Below are 24,210 nucleotides of genomic sequence, written 5' to 3' on the forward strand. Positions count from 1 at the left end.
CGCCGCCGTCTGCCTCGCCTGCGGGTGCATCAACTTCGACACCTGCGAACTGCTCTCCCCTACCACCGAAGCCACCTGAGGCATCGGCCCCTGCGCCAAGGCCGTCCAGCTGTGGGCAAACTGCCGGGCCTCGCTGGAAGTCTCCACCCTCCAGCGCGTTCGGCAGCGGGCCATCCTCTGCTCGGCCCCTGCCGTCAGCGGGGTATACCGGCGCCTTGACCCGACCGCCTATCTCAGGCCTTGATCTGCGAACTATGCAGTGCGTTCCAGAGGCGTCTGAGGGCTTCGAGTTCGGTTCGAGGGAAGTGCTCACCCCATTTACCTCGGTAGCCGCTCTCGTCGTAGGTCTGAACAACCTTGTCGAAGCAGCGGATCACGGCCCGGGCCAGCGTGTCGATGTGAAGCTGCCCCGACCAGATCTCGGTGCCCTTGCGGTCATGGTCGTTGCCGCGGCGCAGTTCCAGGATGCGGATCCAGGCGTCGTCGCCTTGGCGGTAGAAGATCCACCGGAAGGCGGTGGGCTCGGCTTCGAACTGCGCGCGGGTGTCCGTTTCGCCTGAGACGAGCCGGGCCACGGCGGTGAGCAATTCCTCTGGAGCGCTGGTGATGTAGGAGGCGGTGAGCTCGACTTTGGTCTGTTGATCTTCAACCGTGCAGTGGGCCCAGCCGTGTCCGTCGAGCGTCCAGGTCATGCGCATGCCGGTAGTCACGTCCGTTCCGTACCGAGCGGCGTTGGCGGTATGCCCGGCGTGGGAAGGGCGAGAACGCGGGCAAGGGCGGCGGCCAGAGGAGCGGAGTGGTCAGGTAGATGCTCGGAGATCCAGTCCGTTGCTGCCGCGAGGAACTCGGTCAGGTCACGCTCGGCGCTGGCGAGCAGCTGGCGGAGCTCAGTGACTGACAGTTCGATTACGGGACTGTCGTTCCGGTCGGTGTTGACGGTGAGGCGGATGGTGCCCCCGAGGCGCTCGGCCAGCGATGGCTCCGGATCGTGGCCGTACCCGATGACGCCGCTGCCGTCGACGACCTGGTACCAGTCATGCCAGTCCTCCAGTCCGTCGCAGCAGCCGGGCGAGAAGGCGATGCCCGTGGAGTTGTCCGTGACGCGCAGGCCGCCCGCCGCGTAAAGGCTGTCGAGGTTCAGCAGTCCGTGGAGGAACCCACTGAGTGGGTCGGCCGGTCGAGGTGGGGGGTCGTCATCGCCTGCGGGGTCCACGTCGTTGCAAGCGGCGATACGCATGAGCGCCGTCCCGATCTCGGCGGGTGAGAGCCCACCGCTGAGCGGAAGGAAACTGAACTGTTCGGTCTCGGCGACGGGCCAGAGGTCGAAGCCATCAGGGGTGTTCATTTCCAGAACGGGCTGCATCACGATCACCTGGCGAAGTGTTCCCCATCCACCGCCGATCTCGCCTCCCGATTACGCCGAGCATCCTCTGTCTTCGCCGAGGCGAGCCCCAGCTTTGATGGGAACAAGTCGACTGACTCGCGGCAGGGGCTTGTCGTCTACTCGTCGCCGATATATCGTTGAAGCATCGTGAGTCTTGCGTGATCTTTCGTGGAAAGGGGATTGATTATGCGACCACCTCATCACGCACACGGATGCGGGCCCTGGGATGGGCGGCGGGCCGCGTTTGGGCCCTTCGGGGGGCCGTTCGGGCCGTTTGGGGGGCCCGGGTTCGGGCCGCGGGGGCGCGGGGGAGGGCGGGGGCGGGCTCGTAAGGGGGATGTGCGGACCTCGATCCTGGCGCTGCTGAAGGAACGGCCCATGCACGGCTACGAGATGATCCAGGAGATCGCCGAGCGCAGTGGCGGGGCCTGGAAGCCCAGTCCGGGGTCCGTCTATCCGACGCTTCAACTCCTTGAGGACGAGGGGATGATCAGCAGCGTGAGCGAGGGCGGCAAGAAGCTGTTCACGCTCACCGATGCCGGGCGCGGTGAGGCCGAGGCCGGCGCGGAGGCCCCCTGGGAGGAGGCCGGGCGCGGTGTCGACTGGGAGGCCATGCAGGAGGTCGGGCAGGCCGGCATGGCGCTGGCGGAGGCGTTCCGGCAGACCTGGGCCACCGGGACGCCCGAGCAGCGGCAGAAGGCGATCGGCGTCGTCAACGACGCGCGAAAGCGGCTCTACCTCATCCTCGCCGAGGAGGACGAGGGCTGAGACGCCGGGCGTACGGCCCGCACCCGAGGCGCCGGTCCGCGACGGACCGGCGCCTCCCGTCCGTGTTCAGTACGCCGGCCCCGCGCCCGGCGCCAGCGGCAGCGCGCGCAGTGCGCCTCCGCCGCAGACCTCGCCCGTGCTCCAGCGGGCGTCGGTGTGCGTGCGCTGGTCGGGCGGGATCACCCGCAGTTTCGCCGGCGCCTCCTGGCAGGGGCCCGTGGTGCTCTCGCCGTCGCCGGGGACCTGCGACCACCGCAGCCGCGACCACGCCGACCTTCCCGGCGCCAGTGTCAGCAGCGCGGCCGGGCGCGAGGTGTCGCGTGTCACCGATGTCGGGAGGGCGGCCCCCTGTGCGTCGGCCAGTTGCAGCCCCGGATAGCCGCGCGTACGGCAGGCGCTCGCCGAGGAGTTGGTGAGGACCAGCGCCGTGTAGCGGCTGCCCGCCGCCGGGTTGAGCTGCCGCAGTGACGCCGTCAGCGCGTCCGCCGTACACCAGGCGGGGCGGGCCGGAGCCGCCCGCTGGGTCGTGGGCGCGGGGTCGGCCGCCGGGGCGCCGTCCGCCTCCTGTCCGGCGCCGGACTCCTGCGCCGGCGGCGCGCTGGACGGCCTCGGGGGCGCCGCCCGGTCCGGATCGGGGGCGGGCGACCCGCAGCCCACCGCCAGCAGACCGGTCAGGGCGCACAGGGCGCACAGGGCAAGGGAGATGCGGGCTCGGGATCGTGTCACGTCGGCCTCCTCCGCTCAGGGGTGCTGGTGCTCGGTGCTTCGACTCGGCTGCGGGGCGCGGGGTTCCCCCTTGTCTACCCACGCCGTCCACCCCCACCGCATTCGTAAGGTGCCTCCGCCGGTGACACTCCTGTCGGCGCCTGTCATCATGGGCGGATGTACACGTTCAAAGGGCGAAACGCGGGGCTGGGGCTGGCCCTTGCCTCCGCGCTCGCATTCGGTGGTTCGGGGGTCGCGGCCAAGCCGCTGATCGAGGCGGGGCTCGACCCGCTGCACGTCGTCTGGCTGCGCGCGGCGGGCGCGGCGCTCGTGGCGCTGCCGCTCGCCTGGCGCCACCGCTCGCTGCTGCGCACCCATCCGGCGCTGCTGGCGGGCTTCGGCCTGCTGGGCGTGGCCGGCGTGCAGGCGTTCTACTTCGCGGCCATCGCGCGGATCCCCGTGGGCGTCGCCCTGCTCATCGAGTACCTGGGCCCAGCCCTCGTCCTGGGCTGGATCCGCTTCGTCCAGCGCCGGCCCGTCTCGCGCTCCGCGGCCGTCGGGGTCGCCCTCGCCGTCACGGGTCTGGCCTGCGTGGTCGAGGTCTGGTCCGGGATGCGCTTCGACGTGCTGGGCGTGCTGCTCGCGCTGGGCGCGGCGGTCTGCCAGGCCTCGTACTTCATCCTCGGCGACCACGGCAGCGCCTCGCCCGAGGAGGCCCCCGACCCGCTGGGGATCATCGCCTACGGGCTCCTGGGCGGCGCCGCCGTGCTGACGCTCGTCTCCCGGCCCTGGCAGCTGGACTGGTCCGTGCTGGGCGGCTCGGCGCAGCTGGGCTCGACCACCGCGCCGGCCTGGCTGCTGCTCGCCTGGGTGGTCCTGGTGGCCACGGTCCTCGCCTACCTCACCGGCATCGTCTCGGTACGGATGCTCTCGCCGCAGGTCGCCGGGGTGGTGGCGTTCCTGGAGGCGATCGTGGCGACCGTGCTGGCCTGGGTGCTGCTCGGTGAGCACCTCAGCGGGCCCCAACTCGCGGGCGGCGCACTGGTGCTGGTCGGCGCGTTCATCGCGCAGGCCTCGCGGCCGAAGGAGCCCTCCGAGCAGCCGGTGGCCTCGGGTCGTGCCCCGGACGGTGTCCCGGACGGCCCCTCGGACGGCAAGGCCGCCGACGCGCAGGCGTCCTTGTCCGCCGCCGAGCACTCCGCGTAGGGTCGCGCCCATGCCGTGCACTCTCGTCCTTCCGCCTCCCGCCGCGTAACGGCGGGCCGCCACCGGGAACCGCCGGGGAGCCGCTGAGCCCCCGTGCCGGTCGCCGCTGCCCGCAGACGGCGACCATGCGACCGTTCCCCTCACGCGGAGAGTCCACGTGCTCAAGTCCTCCCGTCATGTCCCCGCCCTGTCCGCCGGGCGGGGACTCGCCTACCTCCTCGTCGCCGCCGTGGCCTGGGGCACCGCCGGGGCCGCCGCCTCGCTGGTGTACCGGGTCAGCGAGCTGGGCCCGGTGGGCCTGTCCCTGTGCCGGCAGGCGGGCGGCTGCTGCCTGCTGCTGCTCGTCCTGGCGGCGCGCGCACTGCGCACGGGCCGCCCCTCGCCCCGTACCCCCGCCCCACGCGCCGTCTGGCTGCGCCGCATCACCGTCGCGCTGGCCATGGCGACCTTCCAGACCGCCTACTTCGCCGCCGTCGAGGCCACCGGTCTCGCCGTCGGTACGGTCGTCACCCTGGGCGCCGGGCCCGTGCTCATCGCCTGCGGCGCCCGCCTGTTCCTCGGTGAGCGCATCGGAGTAGGCGGGGCGGCGGCCGTCCTGGGCGCGCTGACCGGGCTGGCGGTGCTCGTCCTGGGCGGCTCCGGCGCGAGTGTGCGCCCGCTGGGTGTGCTGCTCGCCCTCGTCTCCGCCTGCGGATACGCCGCCACCACGCTCATCACCCGCGGTGCGGGCCGCAGCGGCGGGCAGGAGGACGCGATGACCACCACCGCCTGGACCTTCGGCCTGGGCACGCTGCCTCTGCTGCCGCTCGCCGCGCTGGAGGGCCCCGGCCTCGCCCTCCCGCACACCGACGACCCCGCCCGGCTGCTCCTGCTGCTGGCCTACGTGGTGGTGGTGCCGACCGCGCTGGCCTACGTGCTGTACTTCGCGGGCGCGGTGGTCGTACGGGCCGCCACCGTCGCGGTCGTGATGCTGATCGAGCCGGTGAGCGCGGCGGCCATCGCAGTGCTCCTGCTCGGCGAGCACCTCACCGCCGCGACGGTGGCCGGAACGGTGCTGCTGCTGGGCGCCGTCGCGGGCCTGACGCTGGCGGAGGCGCGCCAGGCCCGCCGGACGCCGGTCACCGCGGCCGAGGCGCTGCTTTCCACCGCGGCGCCCTGATCCGGCTCCCGACCGGCTTTAAGCCGCCCCGTCCCCCCGGCGCAGCAGATGCCCCCGCGCGGCCCCGTCCAGGGGCGCCCCGCGCTCGGCGAGGCCCTCGGCGATGCGCTCCTGTACGGCGGGGGTGTTCTTCCCCGCGTACTTGAACTTCGCCCGTACGCCCGTGACGTCCAGCCGCAGCAGCCGGATGCCGGGCAGCAGGCGGGCGAACGGACCGTCGTCGGGGGAGATCGGGGCGTAGGAGCCGGCGCCCTGGAAGTGCTCCACCTGGCGCGCGAGCAGCTCCGCCGCCTCCTGCCCGTCCTCCACCACGTGTGCGGTGCACCGTAGTTGGACGGCCGCGTAGAAGCTGGTCGCCACCCCGTGCTCGGCGGGCACCCCCGGCTCCGTCTTCCAGGCGCCGGGGACGAAGGCGTAGTCGTCGACGACGCTCAGCAGCACCCGCGGATCGGCCCGTACGGCCGCCAGCACCGGGTTGGGGCGCGCCAGATGGGTGACGGCCTCGCCGCGCGCGGGGTCGTAGGCGAAGTGCAGCGGCTGGACGAACGGGGGCTCGCCCTCGGGTCCGTTGACGGCGAGCTGCCCGAAGTCGCGGCCGGTGAGCCACTGCTGCCACTCGGCGTCGTCGCGGGGGGCGTCCCAGGGGTGGATCAGCATGCCGTCGTCCCCCCGGCCGGCGCGGTCAGGTAGTCCGGCACCGCGATGGCGCCGTCGAGGTCCGCGGCCGGCTGCGGCGCCCCGTGGACCGTACGGACCGGGACGACGCCCGCCCAGTGCCCCAGCCCCAGATCGGCGTCGTCGTCGTTGGGGCCGCCAGTGCGCACCTTCGCCGAGACCTCGGCGAGGTCGATCACCAGCACCGCGGTCGCCGCCAGTTCCCGGTCGTTCGCCGGGCGGGAGTCGGCGGAGCGGCCGGGCACCACGTGGTCGACCAGGGCGTCCAGTGCCTCGCGCTTGGCCGCGGGGTCGGTGACCTGGCGGGCGGTGCCGTGCACCACCACCGAGCGGTAGTTGATCGAGTGGTGGAAGGCGGAACGGGCCAGCACGAGGCCGTCGACCAGCGTCACCGTCACGCACACCGCCAGCCCCGGGTCGGGCGCCGCGCCCGCCATCCGCAGCGGGCGCGAGCCGGTCGAGCCGTGGACGTAGAGCCGCTCGCCGACGCGGGCGTAGAGCGTCGGCAGGACCACCGGTGCGCCGTCGCGGACGAAGCCCAGGTGGCAGACGTAGCCCTCGTCCAGGACGGAGTGCACCAGCGCGCGGTCGTAGGAGGCGCGCTCCCGGGACCGGGTGGGTATGGTGCGGTCGGTCGTCGGGTAGGTCCCCATGCGAACTCCATTGTACTAGTGCATAATGCTGTTTGTGCTAGGAGAATACCGGATCGCTGGGCGGCGCGCCGCCGACATTTCCGCCGACATCGAGACCGCGGTCGGCGACGGACGCCTCACACCGGGCCAACCGCTGCCCCCGATGCGCCAGTTGGCCCAGGAGTTGGGCGTCAACCCCAACACCGTCGCGGCGGCCTACCGCGCCCTGCGCGAGCGCGGCGTCATCGAGACCGACGGCCGCCGCGGCAGCCGGGTGCGCGAGCGGCCCCCGACCACCGACCGCGAGAGCCTCGGCGTCCTGGGCGCCGACATCCCCGAGGGGGTACGCGACCTCGCCGACGGCAACCCGGACCCGGCCCTGCTACCGCCCCTGGACGAGGCCCTCGCCCAGGCCGCCGCCCGCGCCCGCCGCGAACCCGCTCTCTACGGCGCCGACCCCGTACGCCCCGAACTGCGCGCCCTGGCCCGCGCCGCCTTCACCGCCGACGGCGTCCCCGACGGCCCGATCGGCGTCACCTCCGGCACCCTCGACGCCGTGGAACGCCTCCTGGCCGCTCACCTGCGGGCGGGCGACACCGTGGCCGTGGAGGACCCCGGCTGGGGCGCCGTCCTGGACCTCGTCCCCGCCCTGGGGCTGCGTACGGCCGGGGTGGGCCTGGACGACGAGGGGCCCCTGCCCGACGACCTGGCCCGCGCCCTGGACGCCGGCGCCCGCGCGTTCGTCGTCACCTCCCGCGCCCAGAACCCGACCGGCGCGGCGATCAGCCGCCCCCGGGCCCGGGCGCTGCGGGCCGTACTGGCGCGCCACCCCGCCACGTTGCTCATCGAGGACGACCACGGCCACCACCTGGTCGACCGGCCGCCGCACCCCCTGGCCGGCAGCACCCGGCACTGGGCGTTCGTGCGCTCGGCCGCCAAGGCGTACGGCCCCGACCTGCGCGTGGGCGTCTTCACCGGCGACGCGCTCTCCGTGGACCGGGTGCGCGGGCGCCAGCGGCTCGGCGCCGGCTGGGTCAGCCACCTGCTGCAGGACGCGGTGGTGGAGCTGTGGCGCACCGGCGCGGTCGACCCCCGCCGCGTCGCCGCCTCCTACGCCGCCCGCCGCGAAGGACTGATCGGGGCGCTCGCCGCGCGGGGCGTCGCGGCGCACGGCGACAGCGGGATGAACGTGTGGATCCCCGTCCCCGACGAGACGGGGGCGGTGGCGCGGCTGCTGCGCGCGGGCTGGGCCGTCGCCCCCGGCGCCCGCTTCCGCCTCGCCTCACCGCCCGGCATCCGCGTCACCGTCTCCTCCCTCACCGGGGCCGACCTCGCCCCGCTGGCGGCGGACCTCGCGGCGGCATGCGCACCGGGGGTCTCGCGGCACTACGCGTAACGCACGCCGGATTCCCAGGGGTTACGAAGCCGGGCGCGCGGTACGCGCCAGGCGCCCCCGGCTCTGCGTCAACGCCGCCCCCGCCAGCACGATGAGCGCGCCCACCGGGGTGTTCCACCCCAACTCCTCGCCCAGCAGCAGGAATCCGGCGGCGGTGGCGATCACCGGGATGAAGTACGTGACCATCGTCGCCGTCGTCGCACCGACCTCCGCCACCAGCCCGTACTGCAGCAGGAACGCCACCCCCGTACCCAGCGCGCCCAGCGCCAGCACGGCCAGCACCGGCAGCAGCGGGAAGGAGGTCGGCGGGGAGGTGAAGAAGGCGGCGGCGACGGCCAGTTGGACCGTGCCCAGCAGCAACTGGGAGCTCGCCATCGCCAGATGGGAGTGCCCCCGCCCCGCCAGCGTCCGCCGTACGTACAGCCAGCCCACGGCGTAGCTCGCGGAGGCCGCCAGCGCCAGCCCGGTGCCGAGCGGATCCTGCCCGGCGAAGCCCTGCCAGACGCCCAGAACCACCAGCACCCCCGCGAAGCCCAGCGCCAGCCCCGCCACCTTGCGCCGCGTCGGCCGGTCCTCGGAGAGCGCGGTGAAGGACAGCAGCATGCTCCACAGCGGCGTGGTGGCGTTGCAGATCCCGGCCAGCGCGGAGGGGACGGTCAGCTCGGCGTAGGCGAAGAGGGAGAAGGGCAGCGCGTTGAGCAGGAAGGACGCCACCGCGAGATGGGCCCAGGAGCGGACCCCGCGCGGTATGCCCTCACGCCGCCAGGCCAGCGCGACCAGCAGCACGGCGGTGCCGAAGGCCATCCGCCCGAACGTCACCTGAAGCGGGGCGAAGCCCTCTGTGCCGACCTTGATGAGCAGGAAGCTGAAACCCCAGATCAGCGACAGGACGCCGAAGCGGACCCGCCAGTCGAGACCGCGCCCGCCGGCCCCCGCAGAGGCGGCGGGCGCGGGCGGCGGGGGAGGGGAGGTGACGGCGGGGATGGCGGCCGGGGCGGTCACTGCGGTGCTCATGACCCCTATGGTGCAGCCTGCAATTTCGTAGCACCAGCGAGACTGTCTTCGCCGTACTGCGTAGCATCGCTTACATGAATCTGGAGCGCCTCCGCACCCTCGCCGCCGTCGCCCGCCACGGCTCGGTCAGCGCCGCCGCCGAGGGACTGCACGTCACCACCTCCGCCGTCTCCCAGCAACTCGCCAAGCTGGAACGGGAGGCGGGCCAGCAGCTGCTCGCCAAGCACGGCCGCGGCATCCGCCTCACCGACGCCGGCAAGCTGCTCTCCGAGCACGCGGTGCGCATCCTCTCCCAGGTCGAGGTCGCGCAGGCGGACCTGGAGGCGCACCGCGGCCAGGCCGTCGGCGAGCTGACCATCGCCGCCTTCCCGACCGCCGCCCGGGGCCTGGGCCCGGCCGCCCTCGCGCAGCTGCGGGCCCAGCACCCGGGGCTGCGCACCCGGCTGCACGAGATGGAGCCGGACGGCGCGCTGCCCGGGGTCGTGCGCGGGGACTTCGACGTGGCCGTCGTACTGGACTGGTACAACAAGCGGATGCCGCTGCCGCCCGGACTCTCGCGCGCCGCGCTGCTGGACGACGTGGCGGACGTCGCGCTGCCGGCCGGCCATCCCCTGGCCGCCCGCGCCGAGATCGACCTGGAGGACCTCGCCGAGGCGGACTGGATCGCCTGGCCGGAGGGCGAGTTCTGCCGGGAGTGGCTGACCTTCACCATGCGTGGCAAGGGCGTGGAGCCGCGGGTGGCGCACATCGCGGAGGAGCACCACACGCAACTCGCCCTGGTCGCCGCCGGTTTGGGCGTCGCCGTCGCGCCGCGCCTGGGCCGCGGACCGCTGCCCGAGGGCGTACGGGCCGTGCCGGTGCGCAGCACGGTCCGCCGGCACCTCTACGCCGTCTGGCGCGCGGACGCCGACCGCCGCCCCTCGATCCGGGCGGCGGTGGAGGCACTGCGCGTGGCGGGCGGTCAGGCGGGGTAGCGCCGCGGCGCCCGCTCAGCCGAGCTTCAGCTCCTGGCCGTCCACGCTGACGGGGGAGGAGGGCAGCGGCTTGGTGGCGGGCCCGTTCTTCACCGAGCCGTCCTCCACCGAGAAACGGCTGCCGTGGCAGGCGCAGTTGATCGTGCCGTCGCTGACGGAGGACACCACGCACCCCTGGTGCGTGCAGACCGCGGAGAACGCCTTGAACTCGCCCGCGGCCGGCTGGGTCACGACGACCTTCTCGTCCTTGAGGATCTTCCCGCCGCCCACCGGGACGTCCGACACCTTCAGCGCCGCACCGCTCCCGTTTGCTGACGGTGTGTCAGAAGACGGCTCGTCCGAGCCGCAGGCCGCGAGCGAGGCCGTCAGTCCGGCGGCTCCCACCGCGCCCGCGGCGGCGACGACAGTACGGCGGCGGGGCATGGCGCGCCCCTGGTCCAGGCTCTCGGACATCGTGCGGCCTCCAGTTCGACGGTGACAGGTTCCCCCTTTCGTACGGACGGTATCGCGCCCCCGTTCACCGCCGCGCGGCCGCTGCGCAGCCGGGCCGGGGCCGCCACGGTTCGCGGCGCCGCCCCGCACGGCTGATACTGGCGGGGAAGGGCTCCGCCGGCGTTACGGCGGACACGGTGGACTCTGGCGTCCCCGTGCGACGTTCCACACGAGGATGAGGTACGACATGGCGGTCGACGAGACCGAGACAGAGGTCGGCACCGAGACGGAGGCCGGCACCGAAACCGAGTCCGCCACCGAGACGGAGGCTGTTACCGAGTCCGGCACCGAGACCGGCACCGAGACCGAGACGGAGCCCGCCCCCGAGCCGGACGCCGAGCCGGACTCCGGGAGCGGCCCGGAGATCGGCTTCGCCGACCTGGACCTCGACCCCGGGCTGCTGAACGCGCTCACCGCCCTGGGCTACGAGGAACCCACCCCCATCCAGGCCGAGTCCATCCCGCAGCTGCTGGCGGGCCACGACCTGCTCGGCCAGGCCGCCACCGGCACCGGCAAGACCGCCGCGTTCGCGCTGCCGATCATCAGCGGCATCACGCGCAACCGCGGCGGCCGCAGCCCCGTCGCGCTGGTCCTCGTACCCACCCGCGAGCTGGCCATCCAGGTCTCCGAGGCCTTCCACCGCTACGGCAGCGCCATGGGCGTGCGCGTACTGCCGGTCTACGGCGGCCAGCCCATCGGCCGCCAGCTGCGCTCCCTGGAGCGCGGCGTGGACGTCGTGGTCGCCACCCCGGGCCGCGCGCTGGACCACATCGCGCGCGGCACCCTGAACCTCGACGACCTGCGCACGGTCGTGCTGGACGAGGCCGACGAGATGCTCGACATGGGCTTCGCGGAGGACATCGACCAGATCCTGGAGAGCATCCCCGAGGACCGCCAGACGGTGCTCTTCTCCGCCACGATGCCCGGCCGGATCGACTCGATGGCCCGGCGCCATCTGAAGGACCCGGTCCGCATCCAGATCGAGCGCGAGGTCACGGCCCCGGGCGAGGCCCCGCGGGTGCGGGAGACGGCGTACATCGTCGCCCGCTCGCAGAAGCCCGCCGCGCTCGGCCGGATCCTGGACGTGGAGGCGCCGGAGGCGGCCATCGTCTTCTGCCGCACCCGCGAGCAGGTCGACACCCTCGCCGAGACCCTCAACGGGCGCGGCTACCGCGCCGAGGCGCTGCACGGCGGCCTCAGCCAGGAGCAGCGCGACCGCGTGATGAACCGGCTGCGGGGCGGCACCGCCGACCTGCTGATCGCCACCGACGTCGCGGCGCGCGGCATCGACGTCGAGCACCTCACCCACGTCATCAACTACGACGTCCCCTCCGCCCCCGAGTCCTACGTCCACCGCATCGGCCGGGTGGGCCGCGCCGGCCGCGAGGGCGTGGCGGTGACGCTGGCGGAGCCGCGCGAGCACCGGATGCTCAAGGCGATCGAACGGGCCACCAGGCGCAAGATCGCGGTGGAGAAGGTGCCCTCGGTCGCGGACCTGCGGGCCCGGCGCCTGGAGCTGACGCGGGCCGCGCTCTACGAGAGCATGGTCAACGACGAGGACCTGGACCGCTTCCGGGTGGTGGTGGAGAGCCTGGGCGACGAGTTCGACGTGGTGGACATCGCGCTCGCGGCGGTCAAGCTGGCGCACGAGTCGGGCGGTTACGCGGCCGACGAGGAGGAGATCCCGGAGATCGCGCAGCCGGTGGACCGCGGTGGCCGCGACAGCCGCGGCGGTGGCGGAGGCGGGGGCGGGGGCCCGCGCGGCCGGCGCGGTCCGAGCGCTCCGGCGCGGGGCATGGCGCGGCTGTTCGTCGGCGCCGGGCGCAGCGCGGGCATCCGCCCGCAGGACCTGGTCGGCGCCATCGCAGGCGAGTCGCGCCTGGGCGGGCGCGAGATCGGCGCGATCGAGATCGCCGACCGCTTCTCGCTGGTGGAGGTCCCCGAGAACGCGGCGGAGGACGTGATCCAGTCCCTGCGCGGCGCGGCGGTCAAGGGCCGGCGGGTCAACGTCCGCCGGGACCGGGACGGTTTCCGCTGACGGGTGCCCCCCGGCAGGAGCGTACGAAGCGCGCGGAGCCCGAGCCGGCTCCGCGTGCTTCGTACGCCCGCGAGGTCAGCCGCGCCAGCTGTAGCGCCGCTCCGGGCGCCCCGCCGTCCCGTAGCGCAGGGACACCCCCGTGCGGCCGGCGGCGTGGAAGTGCTCCAGGTAACGCCGGGCGCTGACCCGGGAGATGCCCGCCCCGGCCGCGCACTCGGCCGCCGAGAGGCTGTCCCCGCCCGCGCGCAGGGTTTGCTCGACGAGGGCCGCGGTCTCCACTTCATCACCAGCACACGCCCGCCGCGGATGACGGCCTCGTCACGCTCCCCGGCCCCCTCCTTCCGAAGACGCGTGGAGGCAGCCCTGACCGCCGGACTTCCCGACTGGATGATCCCGCCCCGGCCCAGTGGCTGGGAGGCGGACGACCTCGATGGCCTTCCCCAGGCGCCGCGGCACACCGAACTCATCGAAGGCATCCTGGTCTTCAGGACGCCGCCGCAGCGGTCGTGGCACTCCCGGCTCGTGGAGAACCTCACCTTCACCCTGCGGCAGGCGACTCCCGCGGGCGTCGAGGCCGAGCGTGAGATGACCGTCCGCCTCGACAGGAAGAGCCGCCCCGAGCCCGACATCCTGGTCTCCACCGCCGTATACGATCCGGACCGCACCTGGTTCGCGCCCGAGGACGTCGCCCTGGTGGTGGAGGTCGTCTCGGAGGAGTCGGCGGACCGGGACCGGTCCCTGAAAGCCCTTCAAATACGCCCAGGCCGGCATCGCGCATTTCTGGCGCATCGAGGACGAGGCCGGAGCGCCCACCGTCCACGTCTACGAGCTGGACGCCATGACCGGGTCCTACGTGCCGACCGGTATCCACCGGGGCCGGCTGAAGGTCTCCGTCCCGTTCCCCCTCGATATCGATCTTGATGCCCTCGTCCCGTGACCGGGGGTCGGACCGGTCCTCCCGGGGAGCGTGATTCGGAGGGGGCCGTGCTCGATCTGAGGCGGGTCGTCCTTCGAGGGCGATAGCGAAGGCGTTGAGGGCGGGTTTCCGTTGGATTTCCAGACGTTGGCGGCGGGGGGAACGCCGGTATTTCCCAGTGGTGGGGAAAGGTCCGATCCCCCTAGACTTGCCCGACCAGGGATGCGCCGGAGGGGGTTGGGGATGCAGCGGTGGGCAGAGTTCGTCCTGAGGCACCGTAAGTGGGTCATCGGGTTCTGGGGTGTCGTGCTGGTGGCCGGCATGATGCTGGCGGGCAGGACGTCCGATCGGATGACGCTCGACTTCTCGCTGCCGGGCCAGCCCGGCACCACGACCGCCCAGGAGATCAAGAGCGCCTTCGGCAGCGGCGGGGACACCAGTCCCTACCTGGTCACGGTCACGCTGCCGGCCGGGCAGACGATCACCGGCCACGAGAAGGAGGTCGCGGAGGTCTTCACGGCGGTCGGCGCCGCCATCCCGAACGTACGGGTGATCGACGAGGCCAACACCGGTGACAGGGCGTTCCGTACGAAGGACGACCGCACCGCGTACGCGATGGTCTTCTACCAGTTCAACCCCTCACCCACCGCGACCCTGCTGACCGACCCCATCCACGCCGCGGCCGAGAAGGCCAAGCCGTCCGGCGCGACGGTCGGCGTGACGGGCGAGGACACGCTCGCCTCCGGCGGCGACGACAGCGGCGGACCCGGCGTGCTGGGCGAGGTCCTCCTCGGCGCCCTCGGCGCCCTGGCCGTCCTGCTGTTCGTCTTCGCCTCCTTCCTCGCGTTCCTGCCGCTGGTGGTGGCCGCGGTGTCGATCCTGGCGACCTTCGTGATGCTGCTGCCGCTGACCTACCTGACGGACGTCTCGTTCATCGTGCAGTTCCTGGTGGCGCTGATCGGCCTGGGCGTGGCGATCGACTACTCGCTGCTGCTCGTCACCCGCTGGCGCGAGGAGCGCGACCACGGCCGCGACAACCACGACGCGGTGGTGGTCGCGATGCAACGGGCGGGCCACTCCGTGGTGTTCAGCGGGGTGACCGTGGCCATCGGCCTGATCGCCCTGATCGTCCTGCCGGTGCCGTTCATGCGCAGCATGGGGTACGGCGGGGCGCTGATCCCGCTGGCCAGCGTGCTGACCACGCTCACGCTCACCCCGGCCATCCTGGGCGGCATCGGCCCCCGGATCGACTGGCCCAAGATCCGCCACGAGAACCGGGCGAGCAAGGCCTGGAGCCGCTGGACCACCGCCGTCGTACGCCACCGCTGGCTCGCCGCCGGCACCGCGCTCGCCGCCCTGGCCGCTCTGGTCGGCGTCTTTTTCGGCATCAGGATCGGGCTGGCCTCCTCGGAGTCGCTGGCCAAGAGCGGACCGGCGTACGAGGCCCTCACGACCCTGGAGCGCGGGGGAGTGCCGACCGGTGCGCTGACCCCGGCCGAGGTGCTGGTCAGCACAAAGCAGGCGAAGCCGGTGGCCGAGAAGCTGGCCCGGGTGGACGGCGTGAGCCAGGCCTTCGTCCCCTCCGGGCCGGCCGGCAACCGCGACGGGCAGAGCATCGTCGTGGTCATCCCGGACAAGGAGACGGTCAACTCCCAGAGCGTCGGCGTCATCGAGCGGATCAAGGACGCCACGAAGGACGATCCCGCCGTCGTCGGCGTCACGGGCATCGGAGCCGCCCAGATCGACTTCATGGACGCGGTCTACGGCAACTTCCCCCTGATGCTCACGATCATCGCGCTGCTCACCTACGTCCTGCTGGTACGCGCCTTCCGCTCCCTGCTGCTGCCGCTGAAGGCGGTGCTGCTGAACCTGGTCTCGCTGGGGGCGACGCTGGGGGTGATGGTGCTGTTCTGGCAGGACGGCTACGGCTCCGACGCGGTCTTCGGCATCGCGGCGACCGGCGCCATCACCTTCTGGATCCCGCTGATGATCTTCGCGTTCCTGTTCGGGCTGTCGATGGACTACGAGGTGTTCATCCTGGCCCGCATCCGCGAGGAGTACGACGCGGGGAACTCCACCGACGAGGCCGTCATCGAGGGCGTGGGACGCACGGGCCGCCTGGTCACCAGCGCCGCGCTGATCCTCTTCCTCGCCTTCGCCGCGCTCGCCTCCGGCCCCGGCACGGACCTGAAGGTCCTGGCGACGGGCCTGGGCGTGGGCATCCTCCTCGACGCGACGATCGTACGGATGCTGCTGGTGCCGTCCATGGTCTCCCTCTTCGGCCGGTGGAACTGGTACCTCCCCGCCTGGGCGGCACGCCCCCTGCGCGTGGAGCCGTCGTATCCCCACGCCGAGGATCCCCGGATCAAGGACAAGGCACTGGTGGGCTGAGGGGTCGCATGCGAGGTGGTGCCGGGGTTCGCAGCCGGCGGGGCTCGCTGTCGCTTGCGCGGCCGTGATCGAAAAGGTGTTGGCCCCGCCGAGCGCGGAACATAGTCTGAGGGCAGCGGCGTGTAGCTCAGCAGGAGAGCGCCGGGCTTCAGACCCGGAGGGCGCGGGGGCGGAACCCGCCACGTCGGCAATGGAAGAGAACGAGAAGCAGCAGCGAGCGGCGGTCCACCACCCCGGCTACCCGCTGGGCCAGTTGGCGCGCGCCTTCGCCACCGCGCTGAGCCATGAGGACGCCGACACCCGGCGTCGCGCCGAGGAGCGCGTCCGTCGCTGGCAGGGCGTGCTCGCCGGTCTGGACGACAGGACACTGACCGTCGGCTCACGAACCCCGGTGGCCGGTCTGCCGGCGTGGGTGACGTTGGAGGTGATGCGGGGTGGATTCGCCACCGGTGCGGCGCGGGCCGGCGGGCCGCTGGAGCCGGACGAGGTCGAGGCGGCCCGGCGCGCAGGCGTGGCTGCCGAGCGCGGTGCGCTGTTCGCGTACCACCTGACCGAGGCGGGCCTGGCTGAGCTGGACGCGCTGCTGGAGAGCAGGTGCTACGAGGTGCGGGTGCCGGAGGAGGCCGCGCTGCTCACCGTCGCGTGGCTGGTTCGCTCCGGCGACCGACTGGGCGCACTTCGGCTGCTGGAGGTCCTGGAGCCGTTCGCCGACCGGCTCCGTTTCACTCCCCGGCCGAGCCCCCACCCCGCTCCGGACGCCGGGTCGGCATGCCGCCGTACGGTCGGCGAGACCCGCCAGGCGGTGGCCGGGCGGCGTCCCAACCGGGCGGTCGAGGCGATGAACGAAGCGCTGGCCGTATGGAACCCCTTCGCCGACGAACTGCTCCAACACTGGTGGGAGACCACGGAGTCGGGCCGCGTCCTGGCCCGTATACCCGGCCCGGACTGGCTGCGGCGCGGCACCGCCTTCCTCCGGCGCTACGAAAGACTGGCCGCGATCCACACGCACTGCGCCAAGCCCCATCGGCCGAAGGAGAACCTGGCCATCCTGCGCGTCGCGCTGGAGGAGGTGGTCGCGGGACGGTCGTTGGACACGCGCCGCCGTGGACTGCTGCAGTACGCCGTCGACTCGATGCTCCGGCGCCGTGGACTGCCCGGCTCCCTGGAGCACACGGCCCTGCGTGACCGGCAGGCGGCCGACGCCGCGCGCCCCACCCATCACGCGCTGGCGCAACTGATGGTCCGCAGGCTGTCCGCCCTGCCGCAGCAACAGGGCGTGCCCAGGATCGAACCGCTCATCGCGCCCGTCACCGACCAGGAGCAGAACGACACCGGACTGCCCGCGGGCACGGCTGTCCCGGCGCCGATCCGCCGCGTCGTCGAGAGGGCGCTGAGCGCCCCCATCGGCACGCTCATCGAGCGGGGAGTAGTGCCTTCGGGCGAGGTGCTCGCCGAACTCGTACCGCAACTGGTCGCCTCCACCACCGCATCGCCCTACCCGGACCCGGCGCTGCGCGCGTTGACGGCCGCCAACTACCGGGCCTACCGCAACCGCCGCTCGCTCCTGCTGCACAACCTCGAGCGCCAGGTACGGGTCGAGGAACTGCCCTGGATACAGGCAGTGGCCGCACACCGGCACGTGACCGACAGCACGAGGACGAACTCCCGCTCCGCCCTCAGGCAGTTGGGGGGCTGGCCCTGCAGGGCTTCCCCGCCACACTCCTGCCCAACCCGCTCGTCGGCGAACTGGGCACGCTCGCCCGCGGTGCCGGCCTGGACGTCCCGTTCGTGGAGGAGCTGGCCGCGGACATCTTCATGGGGACGTTCTCCGCCAAGTACCTCAAAGCCGCGAAGGTCGCCGGCTCCCTCCTCGGTGGGACGCTCTACGAGCGCTACTACGACATCGACTACGCAGCGCTCATGGCGATGGACGACACCGCACCGCACGGCCGCTTCGGCACCCGTACCTCAGCCGCCTTCGCCGAACTGTGCCACGCACGTTCCGGCGCGCCGCAGGGCTGGTCGACGGCTGCCAACGGCATGGTGATCGAGCAGGCCCAGATCCTCACCACCCACAACCTCGCGGCCCTCGTCCGCCCCGTCGGTGTCACGCCGGCCACCGGCTGGGCCGATCTCGCGTACCGGAGTTTCCGTACGGCCTGCAGTCTCACGGCGCGGGTGCACCACAACCCCCGTCCGCTGGCCACGATCAAGGACGTCGCCTACGCCTGGCGCCACACGCTCTGCTACCTCTCCCTGTGCACCTCCGGGGAACAGGCTGCCACGATCACTCAGTTGGAGGACGAAGTCACCCGCCACGCGTCTCACGTGATCGACCGCCTGGCCCCTGTCCTGGCCGGCCTGCGCCTGATCGCCGCGGGCGGCACCTTTGACCCCGACGGCACGGCGCACGGCGGAAGGGCCCGGCGCCTGCAGGCGTGGAGCGCCACCGGACACTGGATGCGCACCGCGGCGGCGGTCCCGGACGTGAACCCGTGCGGGAGCAAGGGCTGAACAGGCGGCCGCAACACGTCCAGGCGGACAGGCAGAGGGGATATCCAGGCCGGTGAGCCCATCGACGATCTCTGGGCGGCGAACCGCGTGCCGGTGCGCGACGCCCTCCATTTCTCCGGCGACGGCGGCTCGTACGACGTGCAACTGGACGCGTCGACTCTGGGTGGGCTGCGCACCCTGGACCGCTCCGACCTGCTGACGGCACTTGACGAGCCGCCCGGTTGGCAGACCTCGGTCGGCGGCTTGGCGCAACTGCCCCTGGAGGGTGGTGACGTACTGTGGGGAGGTGAGGGGGCCTACGGCTCGGACGGCTTCGTCGCCCGGGTGCGGCCGGATGAGTCGCTGGTGTGACTGACTCTTCCGTGTGCCCCATGGGTGAACTGGTCGAGCGGGTCGATGAGCGGGACCGCGTCGTGGCGGTCGTCGACCGCGGAGAGGCGATTCGGGGGTGCTGGCTGCACCGCATCGCGACGGTCGTGTGCCGCGACGGCGACGGACGGATCCTCGTGCACCGCCGCCCGGACGACGCATCCCGCTTCCCGGGGCGGTTCAACTGGATGCTCGGGGGTGCCGTCGACGTGGGCGAGGCGTACGAGGAGGCAGCGGCCAGGGAGTTGGCGGAGGAGCTCGGGGTCCACGCCGATCCCCGCTTCGTGCTCAAGTTCCTGTGCGACGGCGTGATCAGCCCCCTACTGGCTGGGCCTTCACGAAGCCGTGATCACCGCACCGGTCCAGCCCGACCCTGGGGAAGTCGCCTGGTTCGACTGGCTGACCGAGCCCGAACTCGAAGAGGTCGCCCGCCGCCCCGAGTTCATTCCGGACGCCCGCGAGGCATTCGATCGATATCGAGCCTTGGGCGCCCCGAACCCCTCCTCCGGTTGAGGGGGTTGGGGAGTCGGCCTTCGCGAGCTTGCGGCGCTTTCCGGTCGCCGCCGCTACCACCGGACGTCCGTGCAGCCCTTCTCGCCCGTGCTGGTGAGGATGATGCAGACGCGGGAGCCGGCGCCGGTGCCGTTCCAGTGGGCGCCTGTCGCCTTGGCCCAGTTGTCCGGGACGAAGTAGTAGTCGGAGACGCGGGTCCAGCCGTACATGGTGCTGCCGTCGGGGTTGTCGCGCCGGCGCTCCAGCCAGCCCTGGCAGGCGCCGCCGTGGTGGGCCTCGAACTGCCCGCGGACGTCGGTGTTGGGGCCGTCGTCGAAGAGGGCGGCGGTGCACATCCGGTAGCCGCCCGCGTAGATGAAGACGAACTGGCTGCCCTCCTTGACGACCTGCGCGCCGGCGGTGGTCGTGGTGGCGGCGAGGAACGCGGCGGCGGAGGCGAGGACGGTGAGCAGCCGGGACCTCATGGGCATCTTCAAGGGGTGGCTCCTGTCGGAGGGTTGGGTAAAGCTGACCGATAACCCGGAGAGTACCTGCCGACCTGGCGGTACCGGGCTTATACGACCGCCGTGTCGACCGCGGCCCCGCATGGAGCGGACGGCGAGTGCGGACCCGCCGGTCTGTACGGAAGCGGGAGCGCCTCCGGACGACCTCTTCCGGAACGGCTGCCGAGGCTCAACTCCCGGCTGCCATAGCCTCTGACCGGGTTATCCGGAGAGCTCGGCCCGCCACTGCCGCGGCCACTGCCCCGGCGGCGGCGGGGCCCCTTCGATGCCGAGGTCGCGCCGAGCACTCTCGTAGAAAGCGTCGCGGGCCGCACTCGCCAACTGGTGGGCCTTGGCCCACATGCCGGCGTCGACCGGCCCCTCCCGTATGAGCAACTCGATGGTCCAGATCGTCTCGTGCCAGCGCCGCGCCTCCGCAATCGTCGCCGCGTCCCCGACGAGCAGGACGGACTCCCACTCCGTCGCACGGTGGGATTCCGCGTCGGCGAGCAGGGGGAGGCCTTCGGCCGGCTGCAACGGGTCGGCCACGTCGGCGAATCCCAGGGCGGCGCCGATGCGCTGGGCGATACGAAGCTGCGCCTTGAGGGCGTTGGCGTAACGACCGTACGTCTCAAGGCGCTTCTCGTCCCACCGTTCCTCCCGCTGCCGCTTCCACCGCCGCCGCTCGGTCAGACTCTGGACGGCGTAGGAGCCGAGTGAGCCGATCACCACGCCTATCAGGGTGGGAAGTTGATCCAGTAGCGTCAAGATGTCCCCCGATTGCTTCTCTGGTATCGCGTTTTCACTGCAGGTACGGGCGCCGCCCACCCCCGTCGTCGGTCTCGTACGCCACTGGTGCGACCGCCTGAACCTATACCTATGATCGGTGGGACCGCTGGACCCTCCGAGCGGTCTCGGGGGAGGGGTGCGATGCCGGCCGGTGAGCAGAGCAGGATCCAGATCATGGGGTCGATCGCCGCGATTGTCAGTGCCTGCCTCGCGGTCTACCTGTTCGCGTTCCGGGAGAGCGGCCCGTCGGCCGCCCCGGCCGTCCCCTCCACCCCCTCCGCAACGGCCGACCCCGCGCCGGGGAACACCTCGCCGCCCGCCGCGGCGAAGGACGACCCGACCGCCCGCTATCTGCGCCCCGACGCGGACATCCCGCACCAGTACCGGGCGGCGATCGTCGAAGCCGGAACCGCGTACTGCGAGGCCCCCGCGGTCACGCCCGCCCTCGTCGCGGCGATGGTGAAGGCCGAGAGCGGCTTCGACCCCGACCTCAGCGATCCGGCCAAGGACGAGTACGGCATCGCACGGTGGACCCCGCGCGTCCTCCAGCACTACTGGTCGGGCGACCGGTCCGGCCGGCTGCCCGCCCCGCCGTACGAGCCCAACGAATCCATCCGCGCGGTCGGCCGGTTCCTCTGCCACTGGCAGCCCTCCGTAGCCGCGCTTCCCGGCGACCCGGCACTCAACCTCGCCGCGGTCTACCGCACATCCGACACCGCCGTACGCAGCGCGAACGGAATCCCCGACCGAATCCGCGCCTACACCGACCGCGTCAACACCTACCTCGCCGCTTACCGGCCTGTCAGCGGGAGCTAGGGAGACCGCGATCGTCGCCCGGAACGGCCTCGCAACCCGGCGCCGGCAGCTCGGCAGCCGGCGCCGCCGCCCCCGACCCCCCTGCGAGAGCCGCCCCTCTTATCCGTTACGGGCAGAGGGTCTTCTTGAGGACCTCGTTGATCGCTTTGCCCTGGGCGTCGCTGATGGAGGTGTCGCCCTGGGCGAAACGCTGCGCGGCCGAGTGGTCGAGGTCCTTCGCGCCGCCGTGGATCGCGGAGCACTGGTTGCGGGCGGCGGCGACGGTCCTGTCCTCGTCGGCTCCGACGACGGCAGGGCTGACGGCGAGCAGCGCGGCGAGGAGGGCCGCGCGCTCGGTGCCGACGGGAGCGTCGGGGATGCCCGTCTTCGCGGTGGCGATGCTCGTAGCGGAAGCAGTGGGAACGGCGGAGGGAGTGGGCTCGGGCCTGCTGTCGACGGCGTCGCCGTCGGTGGCGCAGCCGGTCAGGGCGAGCAGAGTGGCGGTGGTGATGGCGAGTACGGCGGCGCGGATGCGCATGATCCCCCCAGAAGTGCTGTGTGGCAGAGGGGACATTGTGCTTCGCACATCGACCGTACGTCCGAGGCGTGGCTGTTCCGTGACGCGGCGCAGGCCCCGCACGCCCATCAACTGCCGGCCCCGGGTCCCAGATATCGGCGCAGAGCCTCCTGTCCTCCCGGAACCCACAGCCCCCGATCGACGGCCTCGCACAGTTCGGCTTCCGTCAGCCAGCCCCGCCAGGCGATCTCGCCCGGGTCCGCGACCAGGGGCTCCGCCACGACAGCCTCGTGCACCCCGAACCACACGGGACCGACTCCCTGCCGGCAGAGGAACGTGAACAGGAAACGCACCGGCGCCCGTACACCCAGCTCCTCGGACAGCTCCCGGGCCGCGGCCTCCTCGTACGACTCGCCCGCGTTCACCGCGCCACCGACCATCACGTCGTAGTAGCCCGGGAAGCGGGACATCGTCCCGGACCGCCGTAGCACCAGGATCCGCCCTGCCCGATCCCGGCAGATCGTCGTCGCAATGCGATGCAGCCGGCCCTCACGCTCCGCCGCACCCCGCTCGACGACCCCCACCACGAGGTCCCGCTCATCCACATGGTCAACCAGTTCGCCCATGCGGACACGATCCCACCCCCCCTCTGACAACACGACCTCACGAACGCAGAGGCAAGTGATCTGCATGACGGTAAATGCCACCAACCGCGGTCGCTGCTGGCTGCCTTCGCCGACCTGGCCGGGGTCGTGGTCACCAGCGACGCCCTGCGCATCCAGCGCGAGCACGCCGACTGTCTCCTGGCCCGAGGCGACCATGACATCGTGATCGTCAAAGGCAACCAGAAGCAGCTGCGCAATCCGGCCTATACGCCCGGCGGAACTCGAACGAAGCCCTCAGACCAGTGGTCCTCATCGAGCTTGCAGGCGTCGAAGTAGAAGCACTCCGGTTCATCACGGAAGCCTGGTAGCAGTCGAGCCTGACGCACACGCTCTTCAACCCGCTCAAGGGTTGAGTAGATACCGAGCAGCTTTACGTCGTCGCCGTCCGCCTCGTCGCAGAACACGCCGCTCTCATCGATGTGCACTGTCGAGCTGTCGTCGCCGGCTTCGTTCTGGTGGCTGACATGCCACAGCGGATACACGATCACGGACGCGAAGCTATCAGCACGTGAGTTCGTGGAGCCTGCGACGTTCGGCGCCCCACCTCCCTTGACCGGCGCCTTCAGGATGAAGCGATCCCACTGAAGAGAACTCGGCCGGGCAGCGGTGCGGCCACGGCAGACGCCCCGCTCTCCTACAGCTTCCGCCAGCGTGCTGAGGCGAAGGAGAAGCCGCCGAAGAGCACCAGTCCGACGGCGACCGCGACCAGGAGCCACGGGCCGGCCGGGGTCTGCGTGAAGCTGCGCAGGGTGTCGTCCACGCCCTTGGCCTCGTCCGGATCGAAGCGCAGGGCCGCCACCAGAATGAAGACCCCCGCCACGACGAACACGGTTCCGCGCGCCACCCCGCCGAGCACTCCCAGCACGGTGACCACCTGCTTCGTACGGAGGCTCATCCCGCCGGTGTCCAACTGCTTCAGGAAGCGCCGCATCGCCGCCCGCACCGCGAGCACCGTACCGATACCGATCAGGAGGCACCCTCCGGCACCTACGAGCACGCGGCCGTACGGCAGTTCCAGCACGGAGGCCGTCCAGTCCTTCGAGGTCTCGTCGCCGCCGGACGCCGCGCCCCCGGCGGCGTACGCGGCGGTGGCCCAGCACACCGCGGCGTAGAACACCGCCCGGCCGCCGTCCAGGAGCCGCGATGCCAGCGTGCGGTCCGGCCCTCGGGCGAGCGCGGCGCGCGCCGCGCGCCAGATCGCCATGGAGCCGAACCCGACGACCAGGGCCCACAGCATGACCTTGCCGAAGGGCTGGGCTCCGACCTGCTGCAGGGCACCCTGGCGGTCCGCCTGCTCGCCGCCGCCGCCCAGCGCGATGCGTACGGCCAGCACCCCGATCAGTACGTAGATGACCCCTCGGGCGGTGAAGCCCGCACGCCCCGCGGCCGTCAGGGGCCCATCCGCGGAGCGCCGGGCCGTAGGTGTGCGGGCGGAGTGTCTTCCCATCGCACGGGTTGCCATCACGGGCCTCCTTGTGGAGTCGCAGCCACGCACCGAGCGCCTCGGTGCCTCAACGCCGTCCAGGTACGGGTGCCTCAGTAGCCGGAGCCCCGCCGGCGCTCCTCCTCCTCGGCAGCGGGCGCCCGCGGGGGCAGCGGCGGCGGCGGACGGCGCCTGAGAATGCTCAGGTACGCCACGAGGCCGATCACACCGGCCACCATCATGATCACGCCGACCACATCGAGGTCGACGTCCTTGATGTGCCAGTCCACGGCGAAGGTGAAGATCGCCCCCACCGCCAGCAACAGAATGCCCGCACCCAAACCCATCGCACTCGCCTCCCTGCTCGTGAATCCGAAAGCCATCCCGCCGAGT

Annotated in this window: 25 protein-coding genes and 3 pseudogenes; 13 read left to right on the forward strand and 15 right to left on the reverse strand. The window is 72.3% G+C overall.

What is annotated here, in order from left to right:
• Positions 1–233: 233 nt before the first annotated feature.
• Positions 234–710, reverse strand: coding sequence for a hypothetical protein (locus ACFQLX_RS01315; protein ID WP_386410774.1), 477 nt, complete (start codon positions 708–710; stop codon positions 234–236).
• Positions 707–1,363, reverse strand: coding sequence for a hypothetical protein (locus tag ACFQLX_RS01320; protein WP_386411290.1), 657 nt, complete (start codon positions 1,361–1,363; stop codon positions 707–709). Before ACFQLX_RS01320 ends, ACFQLX_RS01315 begins: the two co-directional genes overlap by 4 nt.
• A gap of 207 nt (positions 1,364–1,570) precedes the next feature.
• Between ACFQLX_RS01320 and ACFQLX_RS01325 the strand changes: the two genes are divergently transcribed.
• Positions 1,571–2,152: a PadR family transcriptional regulator gene (locus ACFQLX_RS01325; protein WP_386410777.1), complete on the forward strand. Its 582-nt coding sequence runs from the start codon at positions 1,571–1,573 to the stop codon at positions 2,150–2,152.
• A 66-nt stretch (positions 2,153–2,218) separates the two neighbouring features.
• On the opposite strand, the gene ACFQLX_RS01330 is transcribed toward ACFQLX_RS01325, so the two are convergent.
• Complete coding sequence (locus tag ACFQLX_RS01330) at positions 2,219–2,878, reverse strand: DUF4232 domain-containing protein (RefSeq protein WP_386410780.1); 660 nt, start codon at positions 2,876–2,878, stop codon at positions 2,219–2,221.
• A gap of 156 nt (positions 2,879–3,034) precedes the next feature.
• Between ACFQLX_RS01330 and ACFQLX_RS01335 the strand changes: the two genes are divergently transcribed.
• Both ACFQLX_RS01335 and ACFQLX_RS01340 read left to right on the forward strand, forming a co-directional pair.
• Positions 3,035–4,063 (forward strand): EamA family transporter, encoded by a 1,029-nt coding sequence (locus tag ACFQLX_RS01335; protein ID WP_386410783.1) that lies wholly within the window; start codon positions 3,035–3,037, stop codon positions 4,061–4,063.
• Positions 4,064–4,220: 157 nt separating this feature from the next.
• Positions 4,221–5,222 carry a DMT family transporter gene (locus ACFQLX_RS01340; protein ID WP_386410786.1) on the forward strand — a complete coding sequence of 334 codons (1,002 nt, stop codon included), beginning with the start codon at positions 4,221–4,223 and terminating at the stop codon, positions 5,220–5,222.
• 18 nt (positions 5,223–5,240) lie between these two features.
• Here the strand turns inward: ACFQLX_RS01340 and ACFQLX_RS01345 are convergent, their stop codons facing one another.
• Complete coding sequence (locus ACFQLX_RS01345; protein ID WP_386410789.1) at positions 5,241–5,879, reverse strand: FMN-binding negative transcriptional regulator; 639 nt, start codon at positions 5,877–5,879, stop codon at positions 5,241–5,243.
• Positions 5,873–6,550 carry a pyridoxamine 5'-phosphate oxidase family protein gene (locus ACFQLX_RS01350; RefSeq protein WP_386410792.1) on the reverse strand — a complete coding sequence of 226 codons (678 nt, stop codon included), beginning with the start codon at positions 6,548–6,550 and terminating at the stop codon, positions 5,873–5,875. Before ACFQLX_RS01350 ends, ACFQLX_RS01345 begins: the two co-directional genes overlap by 7 nt.
• 34 nt (positions 6,551–6,584) lie before the next feature.
• Here ACFQLX_RS01350 and ACFQLX_RS01355 point away from each other — a divergent pair, with 34 nt between their 5' ends.
• On the forward strand, positions 6,585–7,925 hold the full coding sequence (locus ACFQLX_RS01355; RefSeq protein WP_386410794.1) for an aminotransferase class I/II-fold pyridoxal phosphate-dependent enzyme: 1,341 nt from the start codon (positions 6,585–6,587) through the stop codon (positions 7,923–7,925).
• Positions 7,926–7,946: 21 nt separating this feature from the next.
• Here the strand turns inward: ACFQLX_RS01355 and ACFQLX_RS01360 are convergent, their stop codons facing one another.
• A complete protein-coding gene (locus tag ACFQLX_RS01360) occupies positions 7,947–8,939 on the reverse strand; it encodes a DMT family transporter (RefSeq protein WP_386410797.1) in 993 nt (330 codons plus the stop codon).
• A 74-nt stretch (positions 8,940–9,013) separates the two neighbouring features.
• On the opposite strand from ACFQLX_RS01360, the gene ACFQLX_RS01365 reads away from it, so the two are divergent.
• Positions 9,014–9,913: a LysR family transcriptional regulator gene (locus tag ACFQLX_RS01365; protein ID WP_386410799.1), complete on the forward strand. Its 900-nt coding sequence runs from the start codon at positions 9,014–9,016 to the stop codon at positions 9,911–9,913.
• Positions 9,914–9,928: 15 nt separating this feature from the next.
• Here the strand turns inward: ACFQLX_RS01365 and ACFQLX_RS01370 are convergent, their stop codons facing one another.
• On the reverse strand, positions 9,929–10,366 hold the full coding sequence (locus tag ACFQLX_RS01370) for a Rieske (2Fe-2S) protein (protein WP_386410802.1): 438 nt from the start codon (positions 10,364–10,366) through the stop codon (positions 9,929–9,931).
• Between the two features lie 226 nt (positions 10,367–10,592).
• Here ACFQLX_RS01370 and ACFQLX_RS01375 point away from each other — a divergent pair, with 226 nt between their 5' ends.
• A complete protein-coding gene (locus tag ACFQLX_RS01375) occupies positions 10,593–12,443 on the forward strand; it encodes a DEAD/DEAH box helicase (protein ID WP_386410805.1) in 1,851 nt (616 codons plus the stop codon).
• Between the two features lie 75 nt (positions 12,444–12,518).
• On the opposite strand, the pseudogene ACFQLX_RS01380 reads toward ACFQLX_RS01375, so the two are convergent.
• Positions 12,519–12,731 (reverse strand): annotated as a pseudogene (locus ACFQLX_RS01380) (two-component system response regulator); the annotation flags it as partial.
• 99 nt (positions 12,732–12,830) lie between these two features.
• On the opposite strand from ACFQLX_RS01380, the pseudogene ACFQLX_RS01385 reads away from it, so the two are divergent.
• The 6 genes and pseudogenes from ACFQLX_RS01385 (at position 12,831) to ACFQLX_RS01410 (ending at position 19,146) form a co-directional block, all read left to right on the forward strand.
• Positions 12,831–13,380 (forward strand): annotated as a pseudogene (locus ACFQLX_RS01385) (Uma2 family endonuclease).
• 222 nt (positions 13,381–13,602) lie between these two features.
• The gene (locus ACFQLX_RS01390) at positions 13,603–15,750 is read left to right on the forward strand and encodes an MMPL family transporter (RefSeq protein ID WP_386410808.1); all 2,148 of its coding nucleotides are present in this window, start codon (positions 13,603–13,605) and stop codon (positions 15,748–15,750) included.
• A gap of 190 nt (positions 15,751–15,940) precedes the next feature.
• The gene (locus tag ACFQLX_RS01395) at positions 15,941–17,797 is read left to right on the forward strand and encodes a hypothetical protein (RefSeq protein ID WP_386410810.1); all 1,857 of its coding nucleotides are present in this window, start codon (positions 15,941–15,943) and stop codon (positions 17,795–17,797) included.
• The gene (locus ACFQLX_RS01400; RefSeq protein WP_386410813.1) at positions 17,791–18,264 is read left to right on the forward strand and encodes a hypothetical protein; all 474 of its coding nucleotides are present in this window, start codon (positions 17,791–17,793) and stop codon (positions 18,262–18,264) included. Before ACFQLX_RS01395 ends, ACFQLX_RS01400 begins: the two co-directional genes overlap by 7 nt.
• 93 nt (positions 18,265–18,357) lie before the next feature.
• On the forward strand, positions 18,358–18,615 hold the full coding sequence (locus ACFQLX_RS01405) for a hypothetical protein (RefSeq protein ID WP_386410816.1): 258 nt from the start codon (positions 18,358–18,360) through the stop codon (positions 18,613–18,615).
• Between the two features lie 20 nt (positions 18,616–18,635).
• Positions 18,636–19,146, forward strand: a pseudogene (locus ACFQLX_RS01410) (NUDIX hydrolase).
• A gap of 53 nt (positions 19,147–19,199) precedes the next feature.
• Here the strand turns inward: ACFQLX_RS01410 and ACFQLX_RS01415 are convergent.
• Positions 19,200–19,622, reverse strand: coding sequence for a hypothetical protein (locus tag ACFQLX_RS01415; protein ID WP_386410819.1), 423 nt, complete (start codon positions 19,620–19,622; stop codon positions 19,200–19,202).
• 228 nt (positions 19,623–19,850) lie between these two features.
• Positions 19,851–20,360 carry a hypothetical protein gene (locus ACFQLX_RS01420; protein WP_386410821.1) on the reverse strand — a complete coding sequence of 170 codons (510 nt, stop codon included), beginning with the start codon at positions 20,358–20,360 and terminating at the stop codon, positions 19,851–19,853.
• 198 nt (positions 20,361–20,558) lie between these two features.
• Here ACFQLX_RS01420 and ACFQLX_RS01425 point away from each other — a divergent pair, with 198 nt between their 5' ends.
• Positions 20,559–21,233, forward strand: a complete 675-nt coding sequence (locus ACFQLX_RS01425; protein ID WP_386410824.1) for a lytic transglycosylase domain-containing protein — start codon at positions 20,559–20,561, stop codon at positions 21,231–21,233.
• 106 nt (positions 21,234–21,339) lie between these two features.
• Here ACFQLX_RS01425 and ACFQLX_RS01430 read toward each other — a convergent pair whose 3' ends face one another.
• From ACFQLX_RS01430 to ACFQLX_RS01450, 5 genes are all read right to left on the reverse strand, one after another.
• Entirely contained in the window at positions 21,340–21,750 is a 411-nt protein-coding gene (locus ACFQLX_RS01430; protein ID WP_386410827.1) for a hypothetical protein, read from the reverse strand.
• A 107-nt stretch (positions 21,751–21,857) separates the two neighbouring features.
• The gene (locus tag ACFQLX_RS01435; protein ID WP_386410830.1) at positions 21,858–22,520 is read right to left on the reverse strand and encodes an NUDIX hydrolase; all 663 of its coding nucleotides are present in this window, start codon (positions 22,518–22,520) and stop codon (positions 21,858–21,860) included.
• Positions 22,521–22,597: 77 nt separating this feature from the next.
• A complete protein-coding gene (locus ACFQLX_RS01440; RefSeq protein WP_386410833.1) occupies positions 22,598–22,882 on the reverse strand; it encodes a hypothetical protein in 285 nt (94 codons plus the stop codon).
• Between the two features lie 146 nt (positions 22,883–23,028).
• Positions 23,029–23,856, reverse strand: a complete 828-nt coding sequence (locus tag ACFQLX_RS01445) for a DUF1206 domain-containing protein (RefSeq protein WP_386410835.1) — start codon at positions 23,854–23,856, stop codon at positions 23,029–23,031.
• A 74-nt stretch (positions 23,857–23,930) separates the two neighbouring features.
• A complete protein-coding gene (locus tag ACFQLX_RS01450; RefSeq protein ID WP_386410838.1) occupies positions 23,931–24,164 on the reverse strand; it encodes a DUF6458 family protein in 234 nt (77 codons plus the stop codon).
• Positions 24,165–24,210: the final 46 nt, after the last annotated feature.

The organism is Streptomyces polyrhachis, from assembly GCF_042663125.1.
Lineage (GTDB): Bacteria > Actinomycetota > Actinomycetes > Streptomycetales > Streptomycetaceae > Streptomyces > Streptomyces polyrhachii.

Excerpts from the sequence above, each read along its gene's own strand:
- ACFQLX_RS01345 (WP_386410789.1), bottom strand. The coding sequence starts at position 5,879 with ATGCTGATCCACCCCTGGGACGCCCCCCGCGACGACGCCGAGTGGCAG.
- ACFQLX_RS01335 (WP_386410783.1), top strand. The coding sequence starts at position 3,035 with ATGTACACGTTCAAAGGGCGAAACGCGGGGCTGGGGCTGGCCCTTGCC.
- ACFQLX_RS01430 (WP_386410827.1), bottom strand. The coding sequence starts at position 21,750 with ATGCGCATCCGCGCCGCCGTACTCGCCATCACCACCGCCACTCTGCTC.
- ACFQLX_RS01360 (WP_386410797.1), bottom strand. The coding sequence starts at position 8,939 with ATGAGCACCGCAGTGACCGCCCCGGCCGCCATCCCCGCCGTCACCTCC.
- ACFQLX_RS01365 (WP_386410799.1), top strand. The coding sequence starts at position 9,014 with ATGAATCTGGAGCGCCTCCGCACCCTCGCCGCCGTCGCCCGCCACGGC.
- ACFQLX_RS01350 (WP_386410792.1), bottom strand. The coding sequence starts at position 6,550 with ATGGGGACCTACCCGACGACCGACCGCACCATACCCACCCGGTCCCGG.
- ACFQLX_RS01370 (WP_386410802.1), bottom strand. The coding sequence starts at position 10,366 with ATGTCCGAGAGCCTGGACCAGGGGCGCGCCATGCCCCGCCGCCGTACT.
- ACFQLX_RS01425 (WP_386410824.1), top strand. The coding sequence starts at position 20,559 with ATGCCGGCCGGTGAGCAGAGCAGGATCCAGATCATGGGGTCGATCGCC.
- ACFQLX_RS01390 (WP_386410808.1), top strand. The coding sequence starts at position 13,603 with ATGCAGCGGTGGGCAGAGTTCGTCCTGAGGCACCGTAAGTGGGTCATC.
- ACFQLX_RS01400 (WP_386410813.1), top strand. The coding sequence starts at position 17,791 with ATGGTGATCGAGCAGGCCCAGATCCTCACCACCCACAACCTCGCGGCC.
- ACFQLX_RS01320 (WP_386411290.1), bottom strand. The coding sequence starts at position 1,363 with ATGCAGCCCGTTCTGGAAATGAACACCCCTGATGGCTTCGACCTCTGG.
- ACFQLX_RS01325 (WP_386410777.1), top strand. The coding sequence starts at position 1,571 with ATGCGACCACCTCATCACGCACACGGATGCGGGCCCTGGGATGGGCGG.
- ACFQLX_RS01375 (WP_386410805.1), top strand. The coding sequence starts at position 10,593 with ATGGCGGTCGACGAGACCGAGACAGAGGTCGGCACCGAGACGGAGGCC.
- ACFQLX_RS01395 (WP_386410810.1), top strand. The coding sequence starts at position 15,941 with ATGGAAGAGAACGAGAAGCAGCAGCGAGCGGCGGTCCACCACCCCGGC.
- ACFQLX_RS01445 (WP_386410835.1), bottom strand. The coding sequence starts at position 23,856 with ATGGCAACCCGTGCGATGGGAAGACACTCCGCCCGCACACCTACGGCC.
- ACFQLX_RS01450 (WP_386410838.1), bottom strand. The coding sequence starts at position 24,164 with ATGGGTTTGGGTGCGGGCATTCTGTTGCTGGCGGTGGGGGCGATCTTC.